At 68.8% G+C, this 17,694-nt stretch carries 19 protein-coding genes and 1 tRNA gene; 13 read left to right on the top strand and 7 right to left on the bottom strand.

Features of this window, described 5'->3' with window-relative positions; genetic code table 11:
* The first annotated feature begins 45 nt into the window (after window positions 1-45).
* Complete coding sequence (gene trmB / locus ABDZ81_RS13330; RefSeq protein ID WP_343774492.1) at window positions 46-1,110, top strand: HTH-type sugar sensing transcriptional regulator TrmB; 1,065 nt, start codon at window positions 46-48, stop codon at window positions 1,108-1,110.
* Window positions 1,111-1,240: 130 nt separating this feature from the next.
* Complete coding sequence (locus tag ABDZ81_RS13325) at window positions 1,241-2,203, top strand: aldo/keto reductase (RefSeq protein ID WP_343775278.1); 963 nt, start codon at window positions 1,241-1,243, stop codon at window positions 2,201-2,203.
* 26 nt (window positions 2,204-2,229) lie between these two features.
* On the opposite strand, the gene ABDZ81_RS13320 is transcribed toward ABDZ81_RS13325, so the two are convergent.
* Together ABDZ81_RS13320 and ABDZ81_RS13315 are read right to left on the bottom strand one after the other, a co-directional pair.
* Window positions 2,230-2,859: a fibrillarin-like rRNA/tRNA 2'-O-methyltransferase gene (locus ABDZ81_RS13320; RefSeq protein ID WP_343774491.1), complete on the bottom strand. Its 630-nt coding sequence runs from the start codon at window positions 2,857-2,859 to the stop codon at window positions 2,230-2,232.
* Window positions 2,856-3,695, bottom strand: coding sequence for an NOP5/NOP56 family protein (locus tag ABDZ81_RS13315; protein ID WP_343774490.1), 840 nt, complete (start codon window positions 3,693-3,695; stop codon window positions 2,856-2,858). Before ABDZ81_RS13315 ends, ABDZ81_RS13320 begins: the two co-directional genes overlap by 4 nt.
* Before the next feature lie 182 nt (window positions 3,696-3,877).
* Here ABDZ81_RS13315 and ABDZ81_RS13310 point away from each other — a divergent pair, with 182 nt between their 5' ends.
* Window positions 3,878-4,969 carry a Gfo/Idh/MocA family protein gene (locus tag ABDZ81_RS13310; RefSeq protein ID WP_343774489.1) on the top strand — a complete coding sequence of 364 codons (1,092 nt, stop codon included), beginning with the start codon at window positions 3,878-3,880 and terminating at the stop codon, window positions 4,967-4,969.
* Window positions 4,970-5,082: 113 nt separating this feature from the next.
* On the opposite strand, the gene ABDZ81_RS13305 is transcribed toward ABDZ81_RS13310, so the two are convergent.
* Window positions 5,083-6,318, bottom strand: coding sequence for an MFS transporter (locus ABDZ81_RS13305; RefSeq protein WP_343774488.1), 1,236 nt, complete (start codon window positions 6,316-6,318; stop codon window positions 5,083-5,085).
* Between the two features lie 104 nt (window positions 6,319-6,422).
* Between ABDZ81_RS13305 and ABDZ81_RS13300 the strand changes: the two genes are divergently transcribed.
* From ABDZ81_RS13300 to ABDZ81_RS13280, 5 genes are all read left to right on the top strand, one after another.
* Window positions 6,423-7,205 carry an ABC transporter ATP-binding protein gene (locus ABDZ81_RS13300; protein ID WP_343774487.1) on the top strand — a complete coding sequence of 261 codons (783 nt, stop codon included), beginning with the start codon at window positions 6,423-6,425 and terminating at the stop codon, window positions 7,203-7,205.
* Window positions 7,202-8,635 carry a hypothetical protein gene (locus tag ABDZ81_RS13295; RefSeq protein ID WP_343774486.1) on the top strand — a complete coding sequence of 478 codons (1,434 nt, stop codon included), beginning with the start codon at window positions 7,202-7,204 and terminating at the stop codon, window positions 8,633-8,635. Before ABDZ81_RS13300 ends, ABDZ81_RS13295 begins: the two co-directional genes overlap by 4 nt.
* Before the next feature lie 137 nt (window positions 8,636-8,772).
* A complete protein-coding gene (locus ABDZ81_RS13290; protein ID WP_343774484.1) occupies window positions 8,773-9,567 on the top strand; it encodes a GNAT family N-acetyltransferase in 795 nt (264 codons plus the stop codon).
* A gap of 94 nt (window positions 9,568-9,661) precedes the next feature.
* A complete protein-coding gene (locus tag ABDZ81_RS13285; RefSeq protein ID WP_343774483.1) occupies window positions 9,662-10,222 on the top strand; it encodes a DUF420 domain-containing protein in 561 nt (186 codons plus the stop codon).
* 111 nt (window positions 10,223-10,333) lie between these two features.
* Window positions 10,334-10,726: a DUF7344 domain-containing protein gene (locus tag ABDZ81_RS13280; protein WP_343774482.1), complete on the top strand. Its 393-nt coding sequence runs from the start codon at window positions 10,334-10,336 to the stop codon at window positions 10,724-10,726.
* A 59-nt stretch (window positions 10,727-10,785) separates the two neighbouring features.
* Here ABDZ81_RS13280 and ABDZ81_RS13275 read toward each other — a convergent pair whose 3' ends face one another.
* On the bottom strand, window positions 10,786-12,726 hold the full coding sequence (locus ABDZ81_RS13275; protein ID WP_343774481.1) for a DEAD/DEAH box helicase: 1,941 nt from the start codon (window positions 12,724-12,726) through the stop codon (window positions 10,786-10,788).
* A gap of 123 nt (window positions 12,727-12,849) precedes the next feature.
* Here ABDZ81_RS13275 and ABDZ81_RS13270 point away from each other — a divergent pair, with 123 nt between their 5' ends.
* The gene (locus ABDZ81_RS13270; protein WP_343774480.1) at window positions 12,850-13,542 is read left to right on the top strand and encodes a hypothetical protein; all 693 of its coding nucleotides are present in this window, start codon (window positions 12,850-12,852) and stop codon (window positions 13,540-13,542) included.
* Between the two features lie 30 nt (window positions 13,543-13,572).
* On the opposite strand, the gene ABDZ81_RS13265 is transcribed toward ABDZ81_RS13270, so the two are convergent.
* Window positions 13,573-14,124 carry a metal-dependent hydrolase gene (locus ABDZ81_RS13265; protein ID WP_343774479.1) on the bottom strand — a complete coding sequence of 184 codons (552 nt, stop codon included), beginning with the start codon at window positions 14,122-14,124 and terminating at the stop codon, window positions 13,573-13,575.
* 113 nt (window positions 14,125-14,237) lie between these two features.
* On the opposite strand from ABDZ81_RS13265, the gene ABDZ81_RS13260 reads away from it, so the two are divergent.
* Entirely contained in the window at window positions 14,238-14,450 is a 213-nt protein-coding gene (locus ABDZ81_RS13260) for a hypothetical protein (protein WP_343774478.1), read from the top strand.
* A gap of 124 nt (window positions 14,451-14,574) precedes the next feature.
* On the opposite strand, the gene ABDZ81_RS13255 is transcribed toward ABDZ81_RS13260, so the two are convergent.
* Window positions 14,575-14,659: transfer RNA gene (locus ABDZ81_RS13255), tRNA-Leu, on the bottom strand.
* A gap of 206 nt (window positions 14,660-14,865) precedes the next feature.
* Here ABDZ81_RS13255 and ABDZ81_RS13250 point away from each other — a divergent pair.
* Window positions 14,866-15,243, top strand: coding sequence for a DUF7522 family protein (locus tag ABDZ81_RS13250; RefSeq protein ID WP_343774477.1), 378 nt, complete (start codon window positions 14,866-14,868; stop codon window positions 15,241-15,243).
* A gap of 15 nt (window positions 15,244-15,258) precedes the next feature.
* Here the strand turns inward: ABDZ81_RS13250 and ABDZ81_RS13245 are convergent, their stop codons facing one another.
* Window positions 15,259-15,504, bottom strand: a complete 246-nt coding sequence (locus tag ABDZ81_RS13245) for a DUF8119 family protein (RefSeq protein WP_343774476.1) — start codon at window positions 15,502-15,504, stop codon at window positions 15,259-15,261.
* A gap of 120 nt (window positions 15,505-15,624) precedes the next feature.
* Between ABDZ81_RS13245 and sucC the strand changes: the two genes are divergently transcribed.
* Both sucC and sucD read left to right on the top strand, forming a co-directional pair.
* Entirely contained in the window at window positions 15,625-16,773 is a 1,149-nt protein-coding gene (sucC, locus tag ABDZ81_RS13240; RefSeq protein WP_343774475.1) for an ADP-forming succinate--CoA ligase subunit beta, read from the top strand.
* Window positions 16,773-17,642: a succinate--CoA ligase subunit alpha gene (sucD, locus tag ABDZ81_RS13235; protein ID WP_343774474.1), complete on the top strand. Its 870-nt coding sequence runs from the start codon at window positions 16,773-16,775 to the stop codon at window positions 17,640-17,642. The genes sucC and sucD overlap by 1 nt, the downstream gene beginning before the upstream one ends.
* Window positions 17,643-17,694: the final 52 nt, after the last annotated feature.

The raw sequence follows: 17,694 nt of genomic DNA, 5'->3' as shown, positions 1-17,694 counted from the left end.
CCGCTTTCAATAAATCATTTACCGCGAGAGGTCCGGTGGTAGTGTATGAGCTCCGACGACCTGCGCGTGACGATGAAACGCGTCGGCGATCGCTTCGACCTCGGCGAGTACGAGATCGACGCGTACCTGGCGGTGATGGAACACGGAACGCTGACCGCCAGCGAGATCGCCGAACGAACGGATATCCCGCAGCCGCGGGTGTACGACACGGTGCGAAGCCTCAGCGACCGCGGGCTGGTGGAACTCCGCGAGTCGCGGCCGATGAAGATCATCGCCGTCGATCCCGCCGACGCGTTCTCGGACGTGCGAACGTCGCTGACGGACATGATCGACGAACTGGAGGCCCGGTACACCGCGCCGGCGCGGGACACCGAGGCCGTCTCGCTCGTGAAGTCCCGGTCGACGATCCTCCGGTACGTCGAGGAGGTGATCGAGTCCGCGGAGTACGAACTCGCGCTCTCGCTGACGCCGGAGCTGCTGGAGCGGTACGAGGACGAACTTGCCGCCCAGCGAGCCGACGGCGTCAGCATCGACCTGTTGTTGACGCCGGCGCGCGACGCGCCGAGCGCCGACGAGTTCGACTACCTCGAAGTCTGCACGGCCGCGCGGGCGCGCCGCGGCATCACGACGCCGGTGATCGCGGTCGCGGACGGCGAGCACTCGATCTACGCGACCCAGGACGCGATCCGGGACAACGACCGGGACCGCTACGGCGTGATCTTCAACCGCTCGGCGCTGGGCTTTCTCATCTCCGGGTTCTACGGGACGGTGCTGTGGACGACCGCGATGGAGACGCTCGCGGAGGACGGCGCCGATCGGCCGTTCCCCCGGCGGTACGCGTCGATCCGTCGATGCGTCAAGGACCTGCTCGAGGTCGAGGGCGAGATGTACGCGACGATCGAGGGACGCGACGTCGAGACGGGCGAGTCGCGCCTGGTCAAGGGTCGGATCGTCGACGTGTCGTTCGAGACCAACGAGGAGGTCGCCGGCCTGACCGTCGACACCGGCGACAGGCGCGTCGATATCGGCGGGCAGGTCGCGGCCTACGAGGCCGTCGAGGCCCACGAGATCAGGATCGGCCGCGACGAACCGCCGGCGCCCGTTCGCTGACGGGGCGGGCGAACGGTTGGAGCGACCGTAGCGGGCGGAACGGGCGCGGACGACCCGCGGCTACCGCTACCCCGACGCTTTTTGTCGCGGCGTGGTACCACAGCCCATGACGAAACTCGGCGTCGACGAGATGGAGTACACGCGGCTCGGCTCGACCGGACTCGAAGTATCGGAGTTCTGCCTCGGCTGCATGAACTTCGGCAGCGACGAACCGTGGATGATCGGGGACGAAGCCCAGAGCCGCGAGATCATCGACCGGGCGATCGAGCTGGGGATCAACTTCTTCGACACGGCCAACGTCTACTCGCGCGGCGAAAGCGAGGAGATCCTCGGGCGCGCGCTCGCCGAGTACGACCGCGACGAGCTCGTCGTCGCGACGAAAGTGTTCGGCGAGATGGGCGAGGGACCGAACAAGCAGGGTCTCTCGCGAAAGCACATCCGCGACCAGATCGAGGCCAGTCTCGACCGTCTGGATATGGAGTACGTCGACCTCTACCAGATCCACCGGTGGGACGACGACACGCCGATCGAGGAGACGCTGTCGGCGCTGGACGCGCTGGTAGAGGAGGGCAAGGTCCGGTACGTCGGCGCCAGCACGATGCCGGGCTGGAAGTTCTCGAAGGCGCTGTACCGCGCCGATATCGAGAACTACGAGCGGTTCACCTGCATGCAGCCCGAGTACAACGCCGTCGACCGCCACGAGGAAGCGAACCTGCTACCGATCTGCGAGGATCAGGAGATCGGCGTCATCCCGTGGAGCCCGCTGGCGGGCGGCTTCCTGACGGGCAAGTACGACCGCGACACGGATCCGGAGGAGGGGCGGGCCGCCACCGACGAGCACACCCGGAACCGCTTCACCGAGGAGAACTGGCAGGTGCTCGAGGAGATCGAAGCGATCGCCGACCACCGCGACGCCACGCCGGCCCAAGTGAGCCTCGCGTGGCTGCTCGAAAAGGAGGTCGTCGACGCGCCGATCGTCGGCCCCCGGACGATCGAGCACCTCGAGGAGAACGTCGCCGCGCTCGACGTGTCGCTGACCGAGGACGACGTCGAGCGGATCGAGGCGCCGATCGATCCGCGCTGGCCGAAATAGGACGCTTCGCGTCCTCCTGCCGATTGTTACTTCGGCGTCGCGACGACGCCGAGGTGGTCGTCGTGGAACGGGTCGAGCCGCTCGGTCTCGAGGATCTCGAACTCCGCTTCGAGTTCGGCGAGCACGTCGTCGAACACGTCGTCGGGATCGGCGGTCACGTCCTCGCTGCGGGCTTTGTACGCCGCGACGAGCCTGCCATCCTCGGCCAGGAACCGCCGGTTGAGCGTCGAGACGCGGGCCTGCCCGCTGGTCGCGACGTCCTGGACGACGGCGTCGAGGCCGCTCTCGACGACGTGGGCGTACGTCTCGGGCTTCCGGGCGTCCTTGACGAGCGGGAACAGCCGCTCGCGGTCGGCGGCGGCGTCGAGCAGATCGCGAGCGGGTCGGCTCGCGAACTCGACGGCGTAGGTCGGGCCGGCGAAGTCGGCGACGTGGCTGACGGTCGTCCCGCTGGCGGCGCCGAGATACAGGACGCTGTCGCCGCCCGCGAGCCCGGTGTCCATGCCGAGTTCCAGCATCGCGCCGAGCTTCGAGCGGCGGGCGTCCCAGAGCCGCCACTCGCCGTCGGTGGGCTCGCCGTACACCGGCGTCCCGCGCGTCGCCAGCCGATCCTCGCCGTCGAACTCGCGCCGGACGACGCCGTCGGGGAGGCTCACGCGTCCTCACCCCGCGATCGGATGCGCTCGATCCGCCGGTCGAGTTCGGCGTCGAGTTTGGGCTTGCGCTCGCCGGAGTAGTGGTCGACGCGCGCGGCGATCGAGAGCTTGCCGGCCAGCGCTCGCGCCGCCGAACCGCGCTCGTCGCGCTCGGTGCCCCGAACGTACTCGTGGGTGAAGATCACGCCGTGCTTGGGCGAGGGGCCCCGACCCCGGAGATGGGCGAACAGGGCGTCCTCGGCGCCCAGTACCTGCACGGTGCCGCTGGGCTGTTTGGCGAGCGATTCGAGGTCGCCCGCCAGCGCGATCAGCCGGGCGGCCAGCACCGGCCCGGCGAGCGCGCTCAGGTTCGGGGCGACGTCCGATGCCTGGCGCTCGACGAACCCGCGAAGCGCGTCGCGCTCCTCGGCGAGGTCGTCGACCCGCTCGGCCAGCGAGACGAGCTGGCGTTCGGTCGGATCCTCGGGCTCGGCGTCGGCGAGCTCGCGGGCGTAGGAGACGCCCGTTCCGGCGTCGTCGTACAGGCTGCCGGCCCACTCGGCGACGCGCTCGGCGAGCTCGTTTGCGGTGCGCTCGCAGTCGTCCATCGACCGGACGGCGTGGACGAGCTGCTTGTCGTCGGCGCGCTCGGACGCCGCGACCTCCTCGCGCGCCGCGGCCCGCGTGGCCGCTCGGAGCGCGTCGTAGTACGACTCGGCGTCGGCGGCGAAACCCGCCTCGACGGCCCGGTCCGGCCAGTCGGTCGGCGACTCGGCCTCGCCGGATCGGACTCGCTCGGCGGCCGCGTCGGCGTCGCCGGGGTCGATATCGGCGAACCAGCCCTGATCTCCGCTCATGGGCGTCGATTGCGGGCGGGGGCGATTAACCCCTTTGTTGTCCGCGTCGGGTGTCGCCTGGGTTGTCGGCGCCGCTCGTCGTGACAGCTCGCCGTGGGTCCCGAGGCCGTCGCGACGCCGACGCCGGGTCGGAGTGAGCGCTCGCCCCCGCTGTTTTTGTCGCCTGCAGCCGAATATCTCGTATGAGCGACGGTGACGCCGTGCGCGTCGGCGTCGTCGGCCTCGGCGGGATGGGGCGCATCCACGCCGAGAACGTCCGCGACTTCGACCACGAGGTCCGGGCGGGGGTCGACGTCGCCGCGGACACGCGCGAGAGCTTCGAACGCGACTTCGACGCTCGCACGTACGAGAGCCACGAGGAGATGTACGACCGCGAGGACCTCGACGCGGTCGTCGTCACGACGCCGAACAAGTATCACGAGCCGGTGACCGTCGGCGCGCTGGATGCGGGACTCGACGTACTCGTCGAGAAGCCGCTGGCCCACACGCTCGACAGCGCCGAGCGGATCGCCGAGGCGGCCCAGGCCGCGGAGGGGTTCTGTATGGTCGGGTTCCACTACCGCTTCTCGGGCGCGACGTCGATGTTCAAGGCCTACCAGCGCAAGGGGCAGTTCGGCGATATCAGGCACATCGAAGCCAACTACGTGCGCCGACGCGGCATCCCCGCGCTCGGCTCGTGGTTCACCAACCGGGAGCTCGCCGGCGGCGGCGCGCTGCTGGATCTGGGCGTCCACGCGGTCGATCTGGCGCTGTACCTGCTCGACTTCCCGGAGGTGACCGAGGTCGTCGGCGAGACGCGCTCGGAGTTCGGCACCGACGACACCTATGCTGACCCGGACAACTGGAGCAGCGAGTGGACCGTCGGCTCCGAGACGTTCGACGTCGACGACTCGGTCAGCGCCTTCCTCAAGTGCGAGAACGGCGCCACCGTCTCGCTGGAGGTATCCTGGGCGACCAACCGCGAGTCGACCGACGAGTTCGTCGTCCGCGGCGCGGATTCGGGCGCCCGGTTCGATCTGGGCGAGGACTCGCTGACGATCTTCGACACCGGACTGGACGGCGGCGACCACTACATCGACAGCGAGCAGACCGCCCACCCGGAGGTGACCGGTTGGCGCGCCGAGAGCAAGACGTTCCTCGACGCCGTCCGCGCCGGCCAGCCGCCGATGCAGAACTCGGTCGAGGAGGGGTTGCAGGTCCAGCGCGTGCTCGACGCCATCTACGAGTCGAGCGAGCGGGGCGACGAGCACGCGCTGCGAGTGTCGGAGGACTGAGCCGCGGCGTCGTCGGCAGCAGCCCCGCCAGCGGCGTGCAGCCGCGGCGTCGTCGGCAGCAGCCCCGCCAGCGGCGTGCAGCCGCGGCGTCGTCGGCATCGCCCGGTTCCGCGTCAGTCCACGGTTTGCGCGTCCAGCGAGGGGTTGACCTCGCCGGTCTCGGCGCGGACGCCGACCATCAGGACGACGCCGGCGGCGACCGGGATCAGCGCGCAGGCGGCGTACACCGGCGCGAAGCCGATCGACTCGACCAGCGGCAGCGAGACCAGCGGCCCCAGCGCGCCGCCGACGTCGCCGAGCACGTTGTTCGTCCCCATCGCCCGGCCCATGCGTTCGTCGGGCGTCAGATCCGCGATCAGCGCCATCATCGGGCCCGTCGTGCCGCCCTGTCCGGCGCCGATCAGCACGCACGCCGCGACGACGCCGGGGACGCCGCCGGGACGGGGTAACAGCAGGAAGCCGACGCCCGAGACGAGTAACGAACCGAGGACGATCGGCACCCGGTAGCCGTACAGGTCGCTGAGCTTCCCGCCCGCGAGCATCGACACCGAGCCCGCGAGCACGGTCACGGCCATGAGAGCGCCGGAGGTACCCTGCGCGTCGAACCCGAGCAGGCCGATCTCGCGGAACTCCAGGAATAGCACGAGCGTCGAGAACAGCGCGCCGACGTACGCGAAGAAGACGCCGAAGTTGACCAGGCCGACCGTCAGCGCCGGGAGGCTCCGGTCGATCTCCCAGGGCTTGACGGAGCCGCTCGCGCTCGCGGCCTCGACCGCCTCGGCGTGGGTTTCGGGGACGATCCGGTAGGCGAGCACGCTCGCGAACAGCGCGAAGGCGGCCGCGAGCGCGAACGCCACGGCGACGCTGTAGAGCTCGCTGACCACGCCGCCCAGTACCAGCCCCGCGGGGAAGCCGAAGGTGATTCCCGCGCGGACGGTGCCCATGCTCGTCCCTCGCGAGGCCGACTCGCTGACGTCGGCGGTGATCGTGTACGCGGTCGCGAACACGAGCGCGCTCCCGACCCCCCAGCAGACCCGCGAGACGAGGAACCAGAACTCGGGGAACGGCGCCGTGACGGCGACGACGTACCCCAGCGTGGCGACGCCCTCGACGAACAGCCCGACGACGAACGGCGTCCGGGTTCCCGCGCGGTCGACGAGCGCGCCGGCGGGCGCGTTCGCGACGAGCCTGGTGATCCGGTTGGCGCTCAATATTACGCCGACGAGAAACGGCGAGATGCCCAGCACCGCGCCGAGGTTCGGAAGGATCGGAAAGACGACGCCGCCGCCGAAGCCGACGAAAAAGGTGCAGGCGATCACGGCCGCGACGACGCGTCGGCTGTCGCTCACTGTACGAACTGACTAGTCGGTCAGCCTCTTAACCCGCTCGAAAGCGGCCGCTCGGTCGTGCGCCAGTGGTGTTATTACCGGTCGGACTAGACGTAGAGCAGACAATGAGCTGCATCCGGATGACCGACGTGCGCAAGTCCTACGGCGACTTCCTCGCGCTGGACGGGCTGTCGCTGTCGGTCGAGCGCGGCGAGACGTTCGGCCTGCTCGGGCCGAACGGGGCGGGCAAGACGACGACGATCCAGTTACTGACCGGTCAGGCGACCCCCGACAGCGGGGAGCTCTCGGTGCTGGGAACCGATCCGGCGACGGAGCCGATCGAAACCCGGCGGAAGGTCGGCATCGTCCCCGAAAAGGAATCGCCGCCGAGCTTCCAGAGCCCGCGCGAGTACTTCCAGTTCGTCGGGCGCGTGCGCGAGATCGACCCCGACACGCTGGCCGCGCGCGTCGACGAGTGGGCCGAGCGCCTCTCCTTTCGGGACAAGCTCGACGCGATGGCGACGGACCTCTCGCGCGGCCAACAGCAGAAGGTGATGATCTCGCAGGCGTTCCTCCACGATCCCGACGTGGTGTTCATCGACGAGCCCCTCGCCAACCTCGACCCGATCGTCCAGGCCCGCGTCAAGGAGTTCTTCGAGGAATACCGCGAGGACGGCAACGCCCTGTTCCTCTCGACGCACCACATCGAGGTCGCCGAGGAGATCTGCACGCGCGTCGGCGTCGTCGCGGACGGCAAGCTCGTTTCCGAGCGCGAACCCGCGAAGATGGGCGCCGACGAGTCGCTGCTCGACGCGTTCGTCGACGAGGTCGATCGGAGCGGCGACGGCGGTCGCTCCGACGAGTCAGACGCCGAAGGACGCTCGTCGACGCCGACCGCCCGACGATGAGCCGCAAGCTGGACCGGACGCTGTTCGCCGGCATGGTCCGCGAGGAGTGGCGGCTCCACGCCGAGCTGTTCGGCGGCCGCCGGTTCGCCGCGTTCCCCCTGTTCGTCGCGCTGATCGCCGGCGCCGCCGTGGTCGCGCTGACCGAAACTGGAACCTCTGTCGCGGCGGTCGTCGCCGGCCTCCACGCGCTGGTGTTCGCCTTCGGCCTCCACACCGGCACGATCGGGCTGGTCGGCCGCGACGCCATGGACAACCTGCTCGGCGAGGTGAACCTGCTGGTGTTCTCGGCGCGGACGCTGCCGGTCTCGCGCCGGCGCCTGCTCGTCCACTTCCTCGCGAAGGACGCGCTGTACTACTCGGCGCTGTTCGTACTGCCGGTCGCCCTGGCGTTTCTGCCCGCCGTCGGCGGCAGCGGCGGCGAGTTCGGCGTCGCGCAGGTGCCCCTGCTGTACCTCTCGCTGACCGCGACGTTCGTGCTCGGGCTCGTCGTTACGCTCGCATTACTGGGATTGTCATCTCGCGGCGTCGCGGGATGGCTCGTGGCGGGCGCGCTGGCGGCGGGCGTCGGGGGCGCACACGTCGCCGGCGTCGACTGGGTGAGCGCGACGCCGTACGCCCTGTTCGCGTCGCCATCGCTTGCTGCGGTCGCCGGAACCATCGGTTCCATCGGCGCAGCCGCCGCGATCGGGCTCGCCGCGTTCGACCCCTCGACGTCGACGCCGACGCGCTCGGTCGACCCGGCGTTCGAGCGCTGGCGTGCCCGGTTCGGCGACGAGACGGGGTTGACGACCAAGACGTTCCTCGACGTCGCGCGCTCGGAGGGCGGCCTCTGGAAGGTGCCGTTCTCGGGCGGCGTGATCTTCGGCGTCTGCGTCGGGCTGGTCGAACTCGCCGGCCGGATCACCGGCGTCGAGCCCTCGACCGGCGCGACGTTCGGCGCGCTGCTGGGCCTGTCGGCGTTCACGACGTACAACTGGGTCACCCAGTACGACGACGCCGAGTCGTACCTGCAGTACCCGCTCTCGCTCGACGCGCTGTTTGAAGCCAAGCGCCGCGTCGCCGCGCTCGTCGGGCTGCCGACCGCGGTGGCGTACTTCGCGATCGCCGCGGTCGCGTTCGACGCGCGACCGATCGACGCCGTCGCGGGGCTCGTTCTGCTCGTCGGCTTCCACCAGTACCTGCTGGGCATCACGACCTATCTCGCCGGCTTCGATCCCGGCGAGTTCCTCTTCGACACCGTGCTGTTCGCGGTGTTCACCGCCGCCGTCGCCGCGACGCTGGTGCCGCTGCTGATCGTCGGGCTGGTGCTGGCGCCGCTGTCGGGGACCGCGCTGGCCGCGCTGGCCGGCGCGGGCGTCCTGATGCTGGCCGTCGGCGAGCTCGCGTACCGCCGGGCGGTCGATCGGTGGACCGAGCGCCTCGGGGCCTGATCGACTCGCCATCCGGACGGCTCGGCGCTTGATCGGAACGGCGCCTGACCGAGACGAGCGGCGTCGTTCGCGCCGACATACAAACGCCCGCCTTTCGCGCACGAAGTTTTAACCCCGACTATGTGTTATGGTGTACCATGGACGTGCGTCAAGCGCAGCCGGACGACGGCGAGGAGATCAGAACGGTCGCCCGCGAGTCGATGTACGCCTCGTACTCGATGAGCCCGGACACGATCGACGCCGCGGTCGAGGAGTGGTACGACGACGCCGCGATCGAGGACGCTGTCGAGGACGACGATCGGCAGTTTCTCGTCGGCGAGCGCGGGGGCGACGTAGTAGCCTTCGCGGACGCCGTCGTCGTCGGCGACGACGAGACGGGGGATCTCCACTGGCTCCACGTCCACCCCGACCACCGCGGCGAGGGCGTCGCGAAGACGCTGCTCGACGAGACGCGCGACGCGCTCCGCGAGCGGGGCGTCGACGTGCTCCGCGGGATGGTGCTGTCGGATAACAGCGAGGGCAACTCCTTCTACCGGCACCACGGCTTCGAGACGGTCGACGAGCGAGAGATCGAGATCGACGGCCGCCGCCACGTCGAGAACGTCTACGTCGAGCAGAGCGAGCCGGGGCTGACCGCCGCGGTACCGGCCGGCGGGGCGGAGGAAGCCGCTGCCGAGGAATCGGCCGATCGGCTGATCGAGGCGACGACCGACGACGGCCGGACGGTGTACGCCGACCGCTCGGACCCGGACAAGGGATCGATAGCGCCCTTCTTCGTCGCCTACACCGATCGCGACGCCGAGCGCAAGTACGGCTACTACTGCGGGAACTGCGAGTCGCTGGCGACCGCGATGGACTCGATGGGGCGGATCGAGTGCGGCGACTGCGGCAACGCGCGCAAGCCCTCGCGCTGGGACGCGTCGTACCTCTGATCGGGCGGGACTGTGACGATTCGCCGTCGGTCGGTTGCGGCAGCCGCGACGTTTTTGCTAACCGGTAAGAGGCATCAGTCCCAACGGCCGAGCGATGCAAACACGAGTCGAGGACCACGTGCCGCTGCTGACGGGCGTGCTGTCGATCGTCTCGCTGGCGGTCGTGTTCGCGGCGGCGCTGCAGGTCGTACCGACGGACGCGCTGCCGACGGCGCCCGACGCGGTGCTCGAGGCCATCCCGACGCTCAACGCCGTCGTCAGCCTGGCCGCGATCGGTACCATCGCGGCGGGGATCAGGGCGATCCGGCGCGGCGACGTGGACCGACACCGGACGCTCATGCTGACTTCGTTCGGCCTGTTCGTCGCGTTCCTGGCGATGTACCTCTACCGCGTTTCGCTGCTCGGGCCGTCCTCGTTCGCCGGCCCGGGGGTCGTCGAGCGGTTCGTCTACTATCCGGTGCTCGCGATCCACATCCTGCTCGCGATCGCGTCGCTGCCGCCGGTGTACTACGCGCTGTTGCTCGCGCTGACGCGGCCGGTCGGCGAGTTGCCGTCGACGAACCACGCGCGGGTCGGGCGCATCGCCGCCTCGCTGTGGTTGATCTCCTTCGCGCTCGGAATCGTCGTCTACCTGCTGTTGCACGTGCTGTTTTAGGGATCGGCTACGAGTGAACTGTCAGACGGCGCCGGGGGATCCTCCCCCCGTTATCAACTGCTTTCACATGGAAGCTCTGGAGGTAACCCCCGCTACGTCGTTCTTCTACCCATGAGTGGGGGAAACCAGCGGATACGAGGCGAGCGGTCCAGAAGTCCGGAGTTGACGCCGGATCGCGTGTTCGAGATCCTGGAGAGTCAGCGGCGGCGCCACGTCCTCTCCTATCTGCGCCGCCGGGATCGCGAGGTACACGTCGACGAACTCGCCGCGGCGGTCGCGGCCCGCGAGAACGACGTCGACCCCGCGGACGTCGACGAGGACCGGCTTCGGCAGGTCCAGCTCTCGCTTCACCACGTTCATCTACCGAAGTTAGAGAGCACCGGCCTGATCGAGCGCTCGCAGGGCGACGAGCGCACGGTGGAACTGACCGGCGACATCAGCCCGCTCGAACCGGGACTGGACGTTCAGCGGAGCGACGAACGACGGGAGTACTACACCAACTAACGATTCTCATCGGGCGACGAGCGATAGATACGCGATAGGCGACGCCGTAGCGATCGCTCTCAGGCGCCGTCGTCGAGTTCGCTGTCGACCTCGCGGACGCGAACGCCCTTCGACTGGAGGTGCTGGAGCTGGCGGCGCGCGAACTCCTCCTCGGTCGTCCCGCGCGTCGCGAGCACGAACACCCGCGCTTTTCCGGAGGGGCGCATGGTCCGACCGGCGCGCTGGGAGCCCTGCCGGCGCGACCCGCCCAGTCCCGACGCCATGATCGCCAGATCGGCGTCGGGCAGGTCGATCCCCTCGTCGCCCACTCGGGAGACGAGCAGGACGTCCCGTTCGTTCCGACGAAACTGGCTGAACAGTCGCTCCCGGCGCGCGTGGGGCATCTCGCCGCTCACGAACGGCACGGTGAGGGCCTCGGCGAGCTCGTCGCCCTGATCGATGTAGTCGGCGAAGATCAGCGCCTTCGATCCCGGATGGTCGGCGAGGATCTCGCGGACTTCTTCGACTTTGGCGGGGTTCGACGCGGCGAGCTGGCGCTTCTCGTGGCGCTCGGCCGTGGCGTACTCGTCCTGGTAGGTCTCCTGGTCCCACGGGACGTACCGGATCTCGACTTCGGGTTCTTGGACGTAGCCGGCGTCGAATAGCGCGTCCCAGTCGGTGCCGATCGGCGGGCCGATCAGCGTGTAGATCTCCTTCTCGCGGTCGTCCTCGCGGATCGGCGTCGCCGAGAGGCCGAGCCGGGCGCTCGTCTGGAGGTCCGCGCTGCGCCGGTGGACGTCCGCGGGCACGTGGTGGACCTCGTCGTAGACGATCAGCCCCCAGCGGCGCTCGTCGAACAGTTGGCGGTGGCGGTCCATCCCCGCGGTCTGGTAGGTGGCGATGGTCACGGGTCGGACGTTCTTCTCGCCGCCGTGGTACTCGCCGATATCTTCGGGATCGAGGTCGGTGTGGGCCAGCAGCGTGTCGCGCCACTGGCTCGCGAGTTCTCTTGTGGGGACGAGGATCAGCGTCTCGCCGCCGATCGCCGCCATGATCCCCATCGCCGCGACGGTCTTCCCGCTCCCCGGCGGGCCGACCAGCACGCCCGATCCGGAGTCGACGAAGCGGGTCACCCAGTCGGACTGATAGCCGCGCAGGTCGAGGTCCAGCGAGACGTCCAGCGGGTCGCCCTCGTCGAGGTCGCGCTGGTCCTGAACCGGGTAGCCGGCTTCGTAGAGCGTGCGCTTGATCGCCGCCTCGGAGCCCTCGGCGACCCAGCTCTCGGTGTCCGAGATCGGCGCCCTGAGCTGGGACTCGTCGAGCTTCTGGCGCGCGACGTTGCCCATCAGCTCGGCGCTCCGCGCTTCGAGCACGGTGTAGCCGTCCTCGTGGGTGAACAGCCGAAACTGGCGCGCCCGGTCCCACTGGTCCTCGATCCACTCCTCCAGCCCGTCCAGGCGCTCGGGCAGCACCTGGCGGACGGTCTTCAGGAGCCGATCGAACGAGTCGTACGGCGCCTGCCAGACGTCCTCCTTCCGGATCTCGTAGCGGTACGCTTCGTTCCCGGAGACGTCCGCGAGGTGGGCGAACTGCGAGAGCTGGGCGCGGGTGAACTGCGAGGGCTGGTCGACGACGATCTCGCGGCGCTTCGGGAACGGGACGACCCGCTCGCGATCCGCGATCTCGCCCCACTCGGTGGGGTACCAGACCACCGGGTCAGTCTCGACGTCGACGCGCCGGACGTCGCCCCGATCGACCAGTCCTTCCAGCGCTCCGACCGCTTCGGACTGGTCGCGGTCGAGCGTCCGGCCGACCTCGCTCGCCGTCACGACCGGCCGGCCGGCGTCCTCCAGCGCGTCGTGGAACTCGTCGAGCGCGACGGTCGGCTCCGCGGCGTCGCCTTCGGACGCCAAGCCGCTGGAAGCGTCGTCCTCCACAGTTGGATCGTCCCCAGCAGCGGCGTCTTCGTCCGTTTCGGGACCGTTCTCGTCGCCTGCAGCGGGAACCTCGTCGTCTGTCACTGGCGGTCCTAGGGCGTCGGGGAGTCAAACGACTTTCGCGAGCGAGCGATTCGGTCGCTCTTTAGTGCCTTCTATGAGACACTAATGAACATATTTATACAATGTTGGATTAAAATGGCACCCATGACGAACGCGGACACGTTCGAGGTCGGGGAGTTCGCCGTGATCGGCCGGACGTTCGAGGAGTATCGCGACATGTTCGACCTCGATCCTGGCGACATCGACGGGCGAGCGATCCTCGACTGCCCGGCCGGCGTGGCCTCGTTCGTCGCAGAGGCGCGGGACCGCGGCGCGTCGGCGGTCGGCGTCGATCCGGTGTTCGAGCGCGCTCCGGAGGGCCTGGCTCGCGAGTGTCGATCCGATTTCCGCGCCACCGCGGATCAGATCCGGGAGAAACCGGAGCTGTTCGACTGGGAGTACTACGGAACGGTCGAGAACCGGGTTGGATATCTGAAAGATGCCCACGAGCGGTTCCTTCGCGATTTCTCCGCGAACGGCGATCGGTACGTTCCCGCGACGCTTCCGAATCTTCCCTTCGCGGACGACGCGTTCTCGCTGACGCTCTCGGCGAACTTCCTCTTTCTGTACAGCGACCGCCTCGACTACGAGTTCCACCTCGACGCGCTGCGCGAGCTGTGCCGGGTGACGAGCGAGGAGCTCCGGGTCTTCCCGCTCGCGGGCCTGGATACCGAGCCGTACGACCAACTCGATGATGTGATCGCTGCGCTACGGGACGAGGGCTACGACGCGGAGATTCGAGGTGTTTCCTACGAGTTCCAGGAAGGCGTTTCCGACATGCTCGTCGTCGCGCCGTGACGTCGAGTTCGATGTCGCGTCGCCGTCATGTCAGTCCTCCTCGTCGATGCCGCGGGAGCCCAGCGCCCGAACACGGACGCCTCTCGCGGACCAACCGACGGCGACGGCGTGGGCTCCCAGTCCGAGGCAGAACGTCCCGAGGTTCCGGACGGTGTTCCCGTACTGAAGCGTCTCGACCCGGACGGGCGCGTGGCTGATCGGCCACAGCGGGCTCACGGGCTGGGACGCGGGCAGCAACATCAGCACGTCCGCCGCAACGTGCCCGAAAACACCCAGCGAGAGCGCGACCGCGTAGAACACCGCCACTCGGGGCACCGGTGCGGTCGAATCGAATGTATTTGGCGAGGCTAACGTCGACGCGGCGGCGAACACGCCCAGCCCGGCGAGCCCGACGGCGACGGCAAAGCCGAGCGTGTGCGTGACGCCGTGGTGGGTCGCCCCGGGCACGAACAGGTCGAGATCGGGGATCGTCGCGGCGAGCAGCGCGAGGACGGTAAAGCGCGTCGCGACGCGCGGCCGAAGGACGGCGACGAACGGTGCCGACAGCGCGAGCGCGACGCCGAGGTGCCCGATCGGGTACATGTACAGGGACGATAACGATACCCACGATAAAAACTGCTGCTCCGAACCAGATTGGCGAGACGAAACTGCGGGGGCGAACGGTTTTGTCGCACGCTGCCGAACGTCGGCGCACGATGACCGTCGGATCGGCCGGTCTCCCCTACGCCGCCGTGCACGCGCTGACGATCCTCGGGACGACGGTCGCCGTCTACGGCGCGCTCGGCATCGCGCTCAGCCCGGTGATCGGCCCGATTCCGGGCGTCACGTTCTCGCGGGTGGTCGGCGCCGTCGTTTTCGTCCTGGGGGCGTCGCTCACCGTCTGGGGACTCACCAGAGAGTCCGACTAACCGATTGATGCCGCGGTCGAGCTACAGAACTCTCTTCTCGAGTTAGCTTCGGAAGGATGGTGCGTGGGTGCAGTCCCAAGGGAGTGCACCGTATGCATCGTCGGCGGCGAAGCCGCCCTTGCGATGCGTGGGACCGGATTTGAACCGGCGGACCCCTACGGGACAGCGCCCTCAACGCTGCGCCGTTGGCCTAGCTTGGCTACCCACGCTCGCGGTGTCTTGCTGCACTCACTCCTAACCAACGGGTGGATAAAAGGGCTTTCGTTTATGCGTTCGGTCGGGACGCGTTACCACGCGAGGGCGACGGGATCCGAAGGCGAGTTTCGCGGGGCGTCGTGGCAAGCGGCCGTAACGGGGACGACCGGCCCAAACACCTCGGCGTGACCTTGATTGAGGCGGCGGCCGAATCACGCGTATGGCGGAGACCCTACCGGACGAGACTGCCGAGGAGATCGTCAGGACCTGCCGCGCGGCGATCGGCGACGAGGTGCGCAACGTGACGTTCATCACGGAAGACGACTACGACATCTACTACGTCCGCGAGGATGTCGACGCCGACACGGAGGCGACGGGGTTCATCGAGGCCGAACAGCGCGGCTTCGCCTCCCAGCGCACCTACGGCTGGTCGGACATGGGCGAGTACGTGTTCACGATCCGGGCGTTCGAGGACGGCTACATCGGCAGAGTGATCGTCGGCGATCAGGGCGTCTACGTCACCGCCGACGCGCTGACGGTCGACTCCTTTACCGACGCCGCGGAGAGCATCCACGATCTGCTCGCCGACGCGGAGTGACGCCGTTCTCGGAGGTCATTTCTCGGTGACGTCAGCTGCGGCGTCGTCCTCGGCGTCGGCGCCGATCGCGCCGAACGGGACGAGCGTCGCGTACACCACGACGGCGCCGAACAGCACGACGTAGTAGAGCCAGTTGTCGAAGTTCCGCGCGTCGAACAGCCACCACAGCCCGCCGACCAGCCCCAGCACCACCAGCAGGTCCACCGCGATCGCCCTTCGGCGTCGAACGGCGGCGGCGACGGCGTCCCGGAGATCGGACATAGCGGGATCTACGGCGCCGTCGCGTAAAACGACTGGTCCAAGGGGCGACGACCCACGGCAGCCGGTAGCAAGAGCCGAAATCGCCGGGCTTTAAGCGAACCGGAACGCCCGTACAACTGCATGAAGCTACACGAGTATCAGGCGAAGCAGGTCTTCGCCGACGCCGGAATTCCGACGCCGGCATCGCAGCTGGCCGAGAGCGTCGACGAAGTCCTGGACGCCGCCGAGGAGATCGGCTACCCCGTCGCCGTCAAGGCGCAGGTGCAGGTGGGCGGCCGCGGGAAAGCCGGCGGGATCAAGCTCGCCGAGAGCGCCGAGGAAGCCGAGGAGGCCGCCGAGTCGATCCTCGGGATGGACCTCAAGGGGATCCACGTCGACCGCGTGCTGGTCGAGGAAGCGGTCGACTTCGTCAACGAACTGTACGTCGGCGTCACGATGGACCGCGGCGAGGGCGAGCCCGTCGCGATGGTCTCGACGAAGGGCGGCGTCGACATCGAGGAGGTCGCCGAGGAGGACCCCGACGCGATCGTCCGCGAGCACGTCGACCCCGCGTTCGGCATGGAGCCCTACGAGGCCCGGCGCGCCGTCTTCGAGGCCGGCGTCGACCGCGAGGTCGCCATCGACGCCGCCTCGATCCTGCAGACGCTCTACCAGCTCTGGGACGACCGCGACGCCAGCGAGGCCGAGATCAACCCGCTGATGGTCACCAGCGACGGCGACGTGATCGCGGCCGACGCCGTGATGAACATCGACGAGGACGCACTCTTCCGCCAGCCCGAACTCGCCGAGATGGAAGAGGAGTCCGCGAGCGGCGACGAGCTCGAACGGAAGGCCGACGAGTACGGCTTCGACTACGTCCGCCTCTCGGGCAACGTGGGCATCATCGGCAACGGCGCCGGGCTCGTGATGACGACGTTGGACCTCGTGGATCACTACGGCGGCGAGCCCGCCAACTTCCTGGACGTCGGGGGCGGCGCGAAGGCCGAGCGGATCGCCAACGCGCTGGACATGGTGTTCTCCGACGACAACGTCGACTCGGTCGTGTTCAACATCTTCGGCGGGATCACCCGCGGCGACGAGGTCGCCAAGGGGATCAACGAGGCCTTAGAGCAGTTCGACGAGATCCCCAAGCCCGTGACGGTCCGCCTGGCGGGCACCAACTGGGAGGAAGGCATGGAGATCCTCAACGAGGACCTCGTGACGGTCGAACAGACGCTGGAAGACGCGGTACAGCGTGCCGTCGAGCACGCAAAGGAGGTCGAGGCATAATGTCCGTTCTCGTAGACGACGACACCAGAGTCATCGTGCAGGGTATCACCGGCGGGGAAGGGAAGTTCCACGCCGAACAGATGATCGAGTACGGCACCAACGTCGTCGGCGGCGCAGTGCCCGGACGGGGCGGCCAGGAGGTCGCCGGCGTCCCGGTGTTCGACACCGTCGACGAGGCCGCACGGGAGACCGACGCCGACGCCTCCGTGATCTTCGTCCCGCCGGCGTTCGCGGGCGACGCCATCATGGAGTCGCTGGACTCGCCGCTCGATCTCGCGGTCGCGATCACCGAGGGCGTCCCGACCCAGGACATGGCCCGGGTCAACAAGCGCCTCTCGGAGGTCGACACCAAGCTGATCGGCCCGAACTGCCCCGGGATCATCACACCCGGCGAGGCCAAGCTCGGCATCCTGCCCGGCAACATCTTCTCGTCGGGCAACGTCGGCCTGGTCTCCCGGTCGGGCACCCTGACCTACCAGGTCGTCGACAACCTCACCGACCGCGGGCTGGGCCAGTCGACCGCGATCGGCATCGGCGGCGACCCGATCATCGGGACGACGTTCGTCGACGCCTTGGAGGAGTTCGAGAACGACCCCGACACCCACGCGATCGCGATGTGCGGCGAGATCGGCGGCGAGGACGAGGAGAAGGCCGCCCGCTACATCGCCGAAAACATGGACACGCCGGTCGTCGGCTTCATCGCCGGCCGCACGGCGCCGCCGGGCAAGCGCATGGGCCACGCGGGCGCCATCGTCTCCGGCAGCGGCACCGGCACCGCCGAGTCGAAGATCTCGGCGCTCAACGACGCCGGCGTCGAGGTCGGCGACACGCCCGAGGAAGTCGCGGAAGCGATCGAAGACCTGCTGTAGGCCGCACCGACGCGCAGTTTCAGGCCGGACCGGTGGGGACTCCCACCCGTCA

The organism is Natronoarchaeum mannanilyticum, assembly GCF_039522665.1.
GTDB lineage: Archaea > Halobacteriota > Halobacteria > Halobacteriales > Natronoarchaeaceae > Natronoarchaeum > Natronoarchaeum mannanilyticum.
The sequence above is the reverse complement of the archived record's forward strand: the minus strand, read 5'-3'. Positions and strand labels throughout refer to the sequence as shown.

Bases quoted from the DNA above. Each gene is read 5' to 3' on its own strand.
- trmB (WP_343774492.1), top strand. From the start codon at position 46: ATGAGCTCCGACGACCTGCGCGTGACGATGAAACGCGTCGGCGATCGC.
- ABDZ81_RS13325 (WP_343775278.1), top strand. From the start codon at position 1,241: ATGGAGTACACGCGGCTCGGCTCGACCGGACTCGAAGTATCGGAGTTC.
- ABDZ81_RS13315 (WP_343774490.1), bottom strand. From the start codon at position 3,695: ATGAGCGGAGATCAGGGCTGGTTCGCCGATATCGACCCCGGCGACGCC.
- ABDZ81_RS13310 (WP_343774489.1), top strand. From the start codon at position 3,878: ATGAGCGACGGTGACGCCGTGCGCGTCGGCGTCGTCGGCCTCGGCGGG.
- ABDZ81_RS13300 (WP_343774487.1), top strand. From the start codon at position 6,423: ATGAGCTGCATCCGGATGACCGACGTGCGCAAGTCCTACGGCGACTTC.
- ABDZ81_RS13295 (WP_343774486.1), top strand. From the start codon at position 7,202: ATGAGCCGCAAGCTGGACCGGACGCTGTTCGCCGGCATGGTCCGCGAG.
- ABDZ81_RS13290 (WP_343774484.1), top strand. From the start codon at position 8,773: ATGGACGTGCGTCAAGCGCAGCCGGACGACGGCGAGGAGATCAGAACG.
- ABDZ81_RS13285 (WP_343774483.1), top strand. From the start codon at position 9,662: ATGCAAACACGAGTCGAGGACCACGTGCCGCTGCTGACGGGCGTGCTG.
- ABDZ81_RS13280 (WP_343774482.1), top strand. From the start codon at position 10,334: ATGAGTGGGGGAAACCAGCGGATACGAGGCGAGCGGTCCAGAAGTCCG.
- ABDZ81_RS13270 (WP_343774480.1), top strand. From the start codon at position 12,850: ATGACGAACGCGGACACGTTCGAGGTCGGGGAGTTCGCCGTGATCGGC.
- ABDZ81_RS13265 (WP_343774479.1), bottom strand. From the start codon at position 14,124: ATGTACCCGATCGGGCACCTCGGCGTCGCGCTCGCGCTGTCGGCACCG.
- ABDZ81_RS13260 (WP_343774478.1), top strand. From the start codon at position 14,238: ATGACCGTCGGATCGGCCGGTCTCCCCTACGCCGCCGTGCACGCGCTG.
- ABDZ81_RS13250 (WP_343774477.1), top strand. From the start codon at position 14,866: ATGGCGGAGACCCTACCGGACGAGACTGCCGAGGAGATCGTCAGGACC.
- ABDZ81_RS13245 (WP_343774476.1), bottom strand. From the start codon at position 15,504: ATGTCCGATCTCCGGGACGCCGTCGCCGCCGCCGTTCGACGCCGAAGG.
- sucC (WP_343774475.1), top strand. From the start codon at position 15,625: ATGAAGCTACACGAGTATCAGGCGAAGCAGGTCTTCGCCGACGCCGGA.
- sucD (WP_343774474.1), top strand. From the start codon at position 16,773: ATGTCCGTTCTCGTAGACGACGACACCAGAGTCATCGTGCAGGGTATC.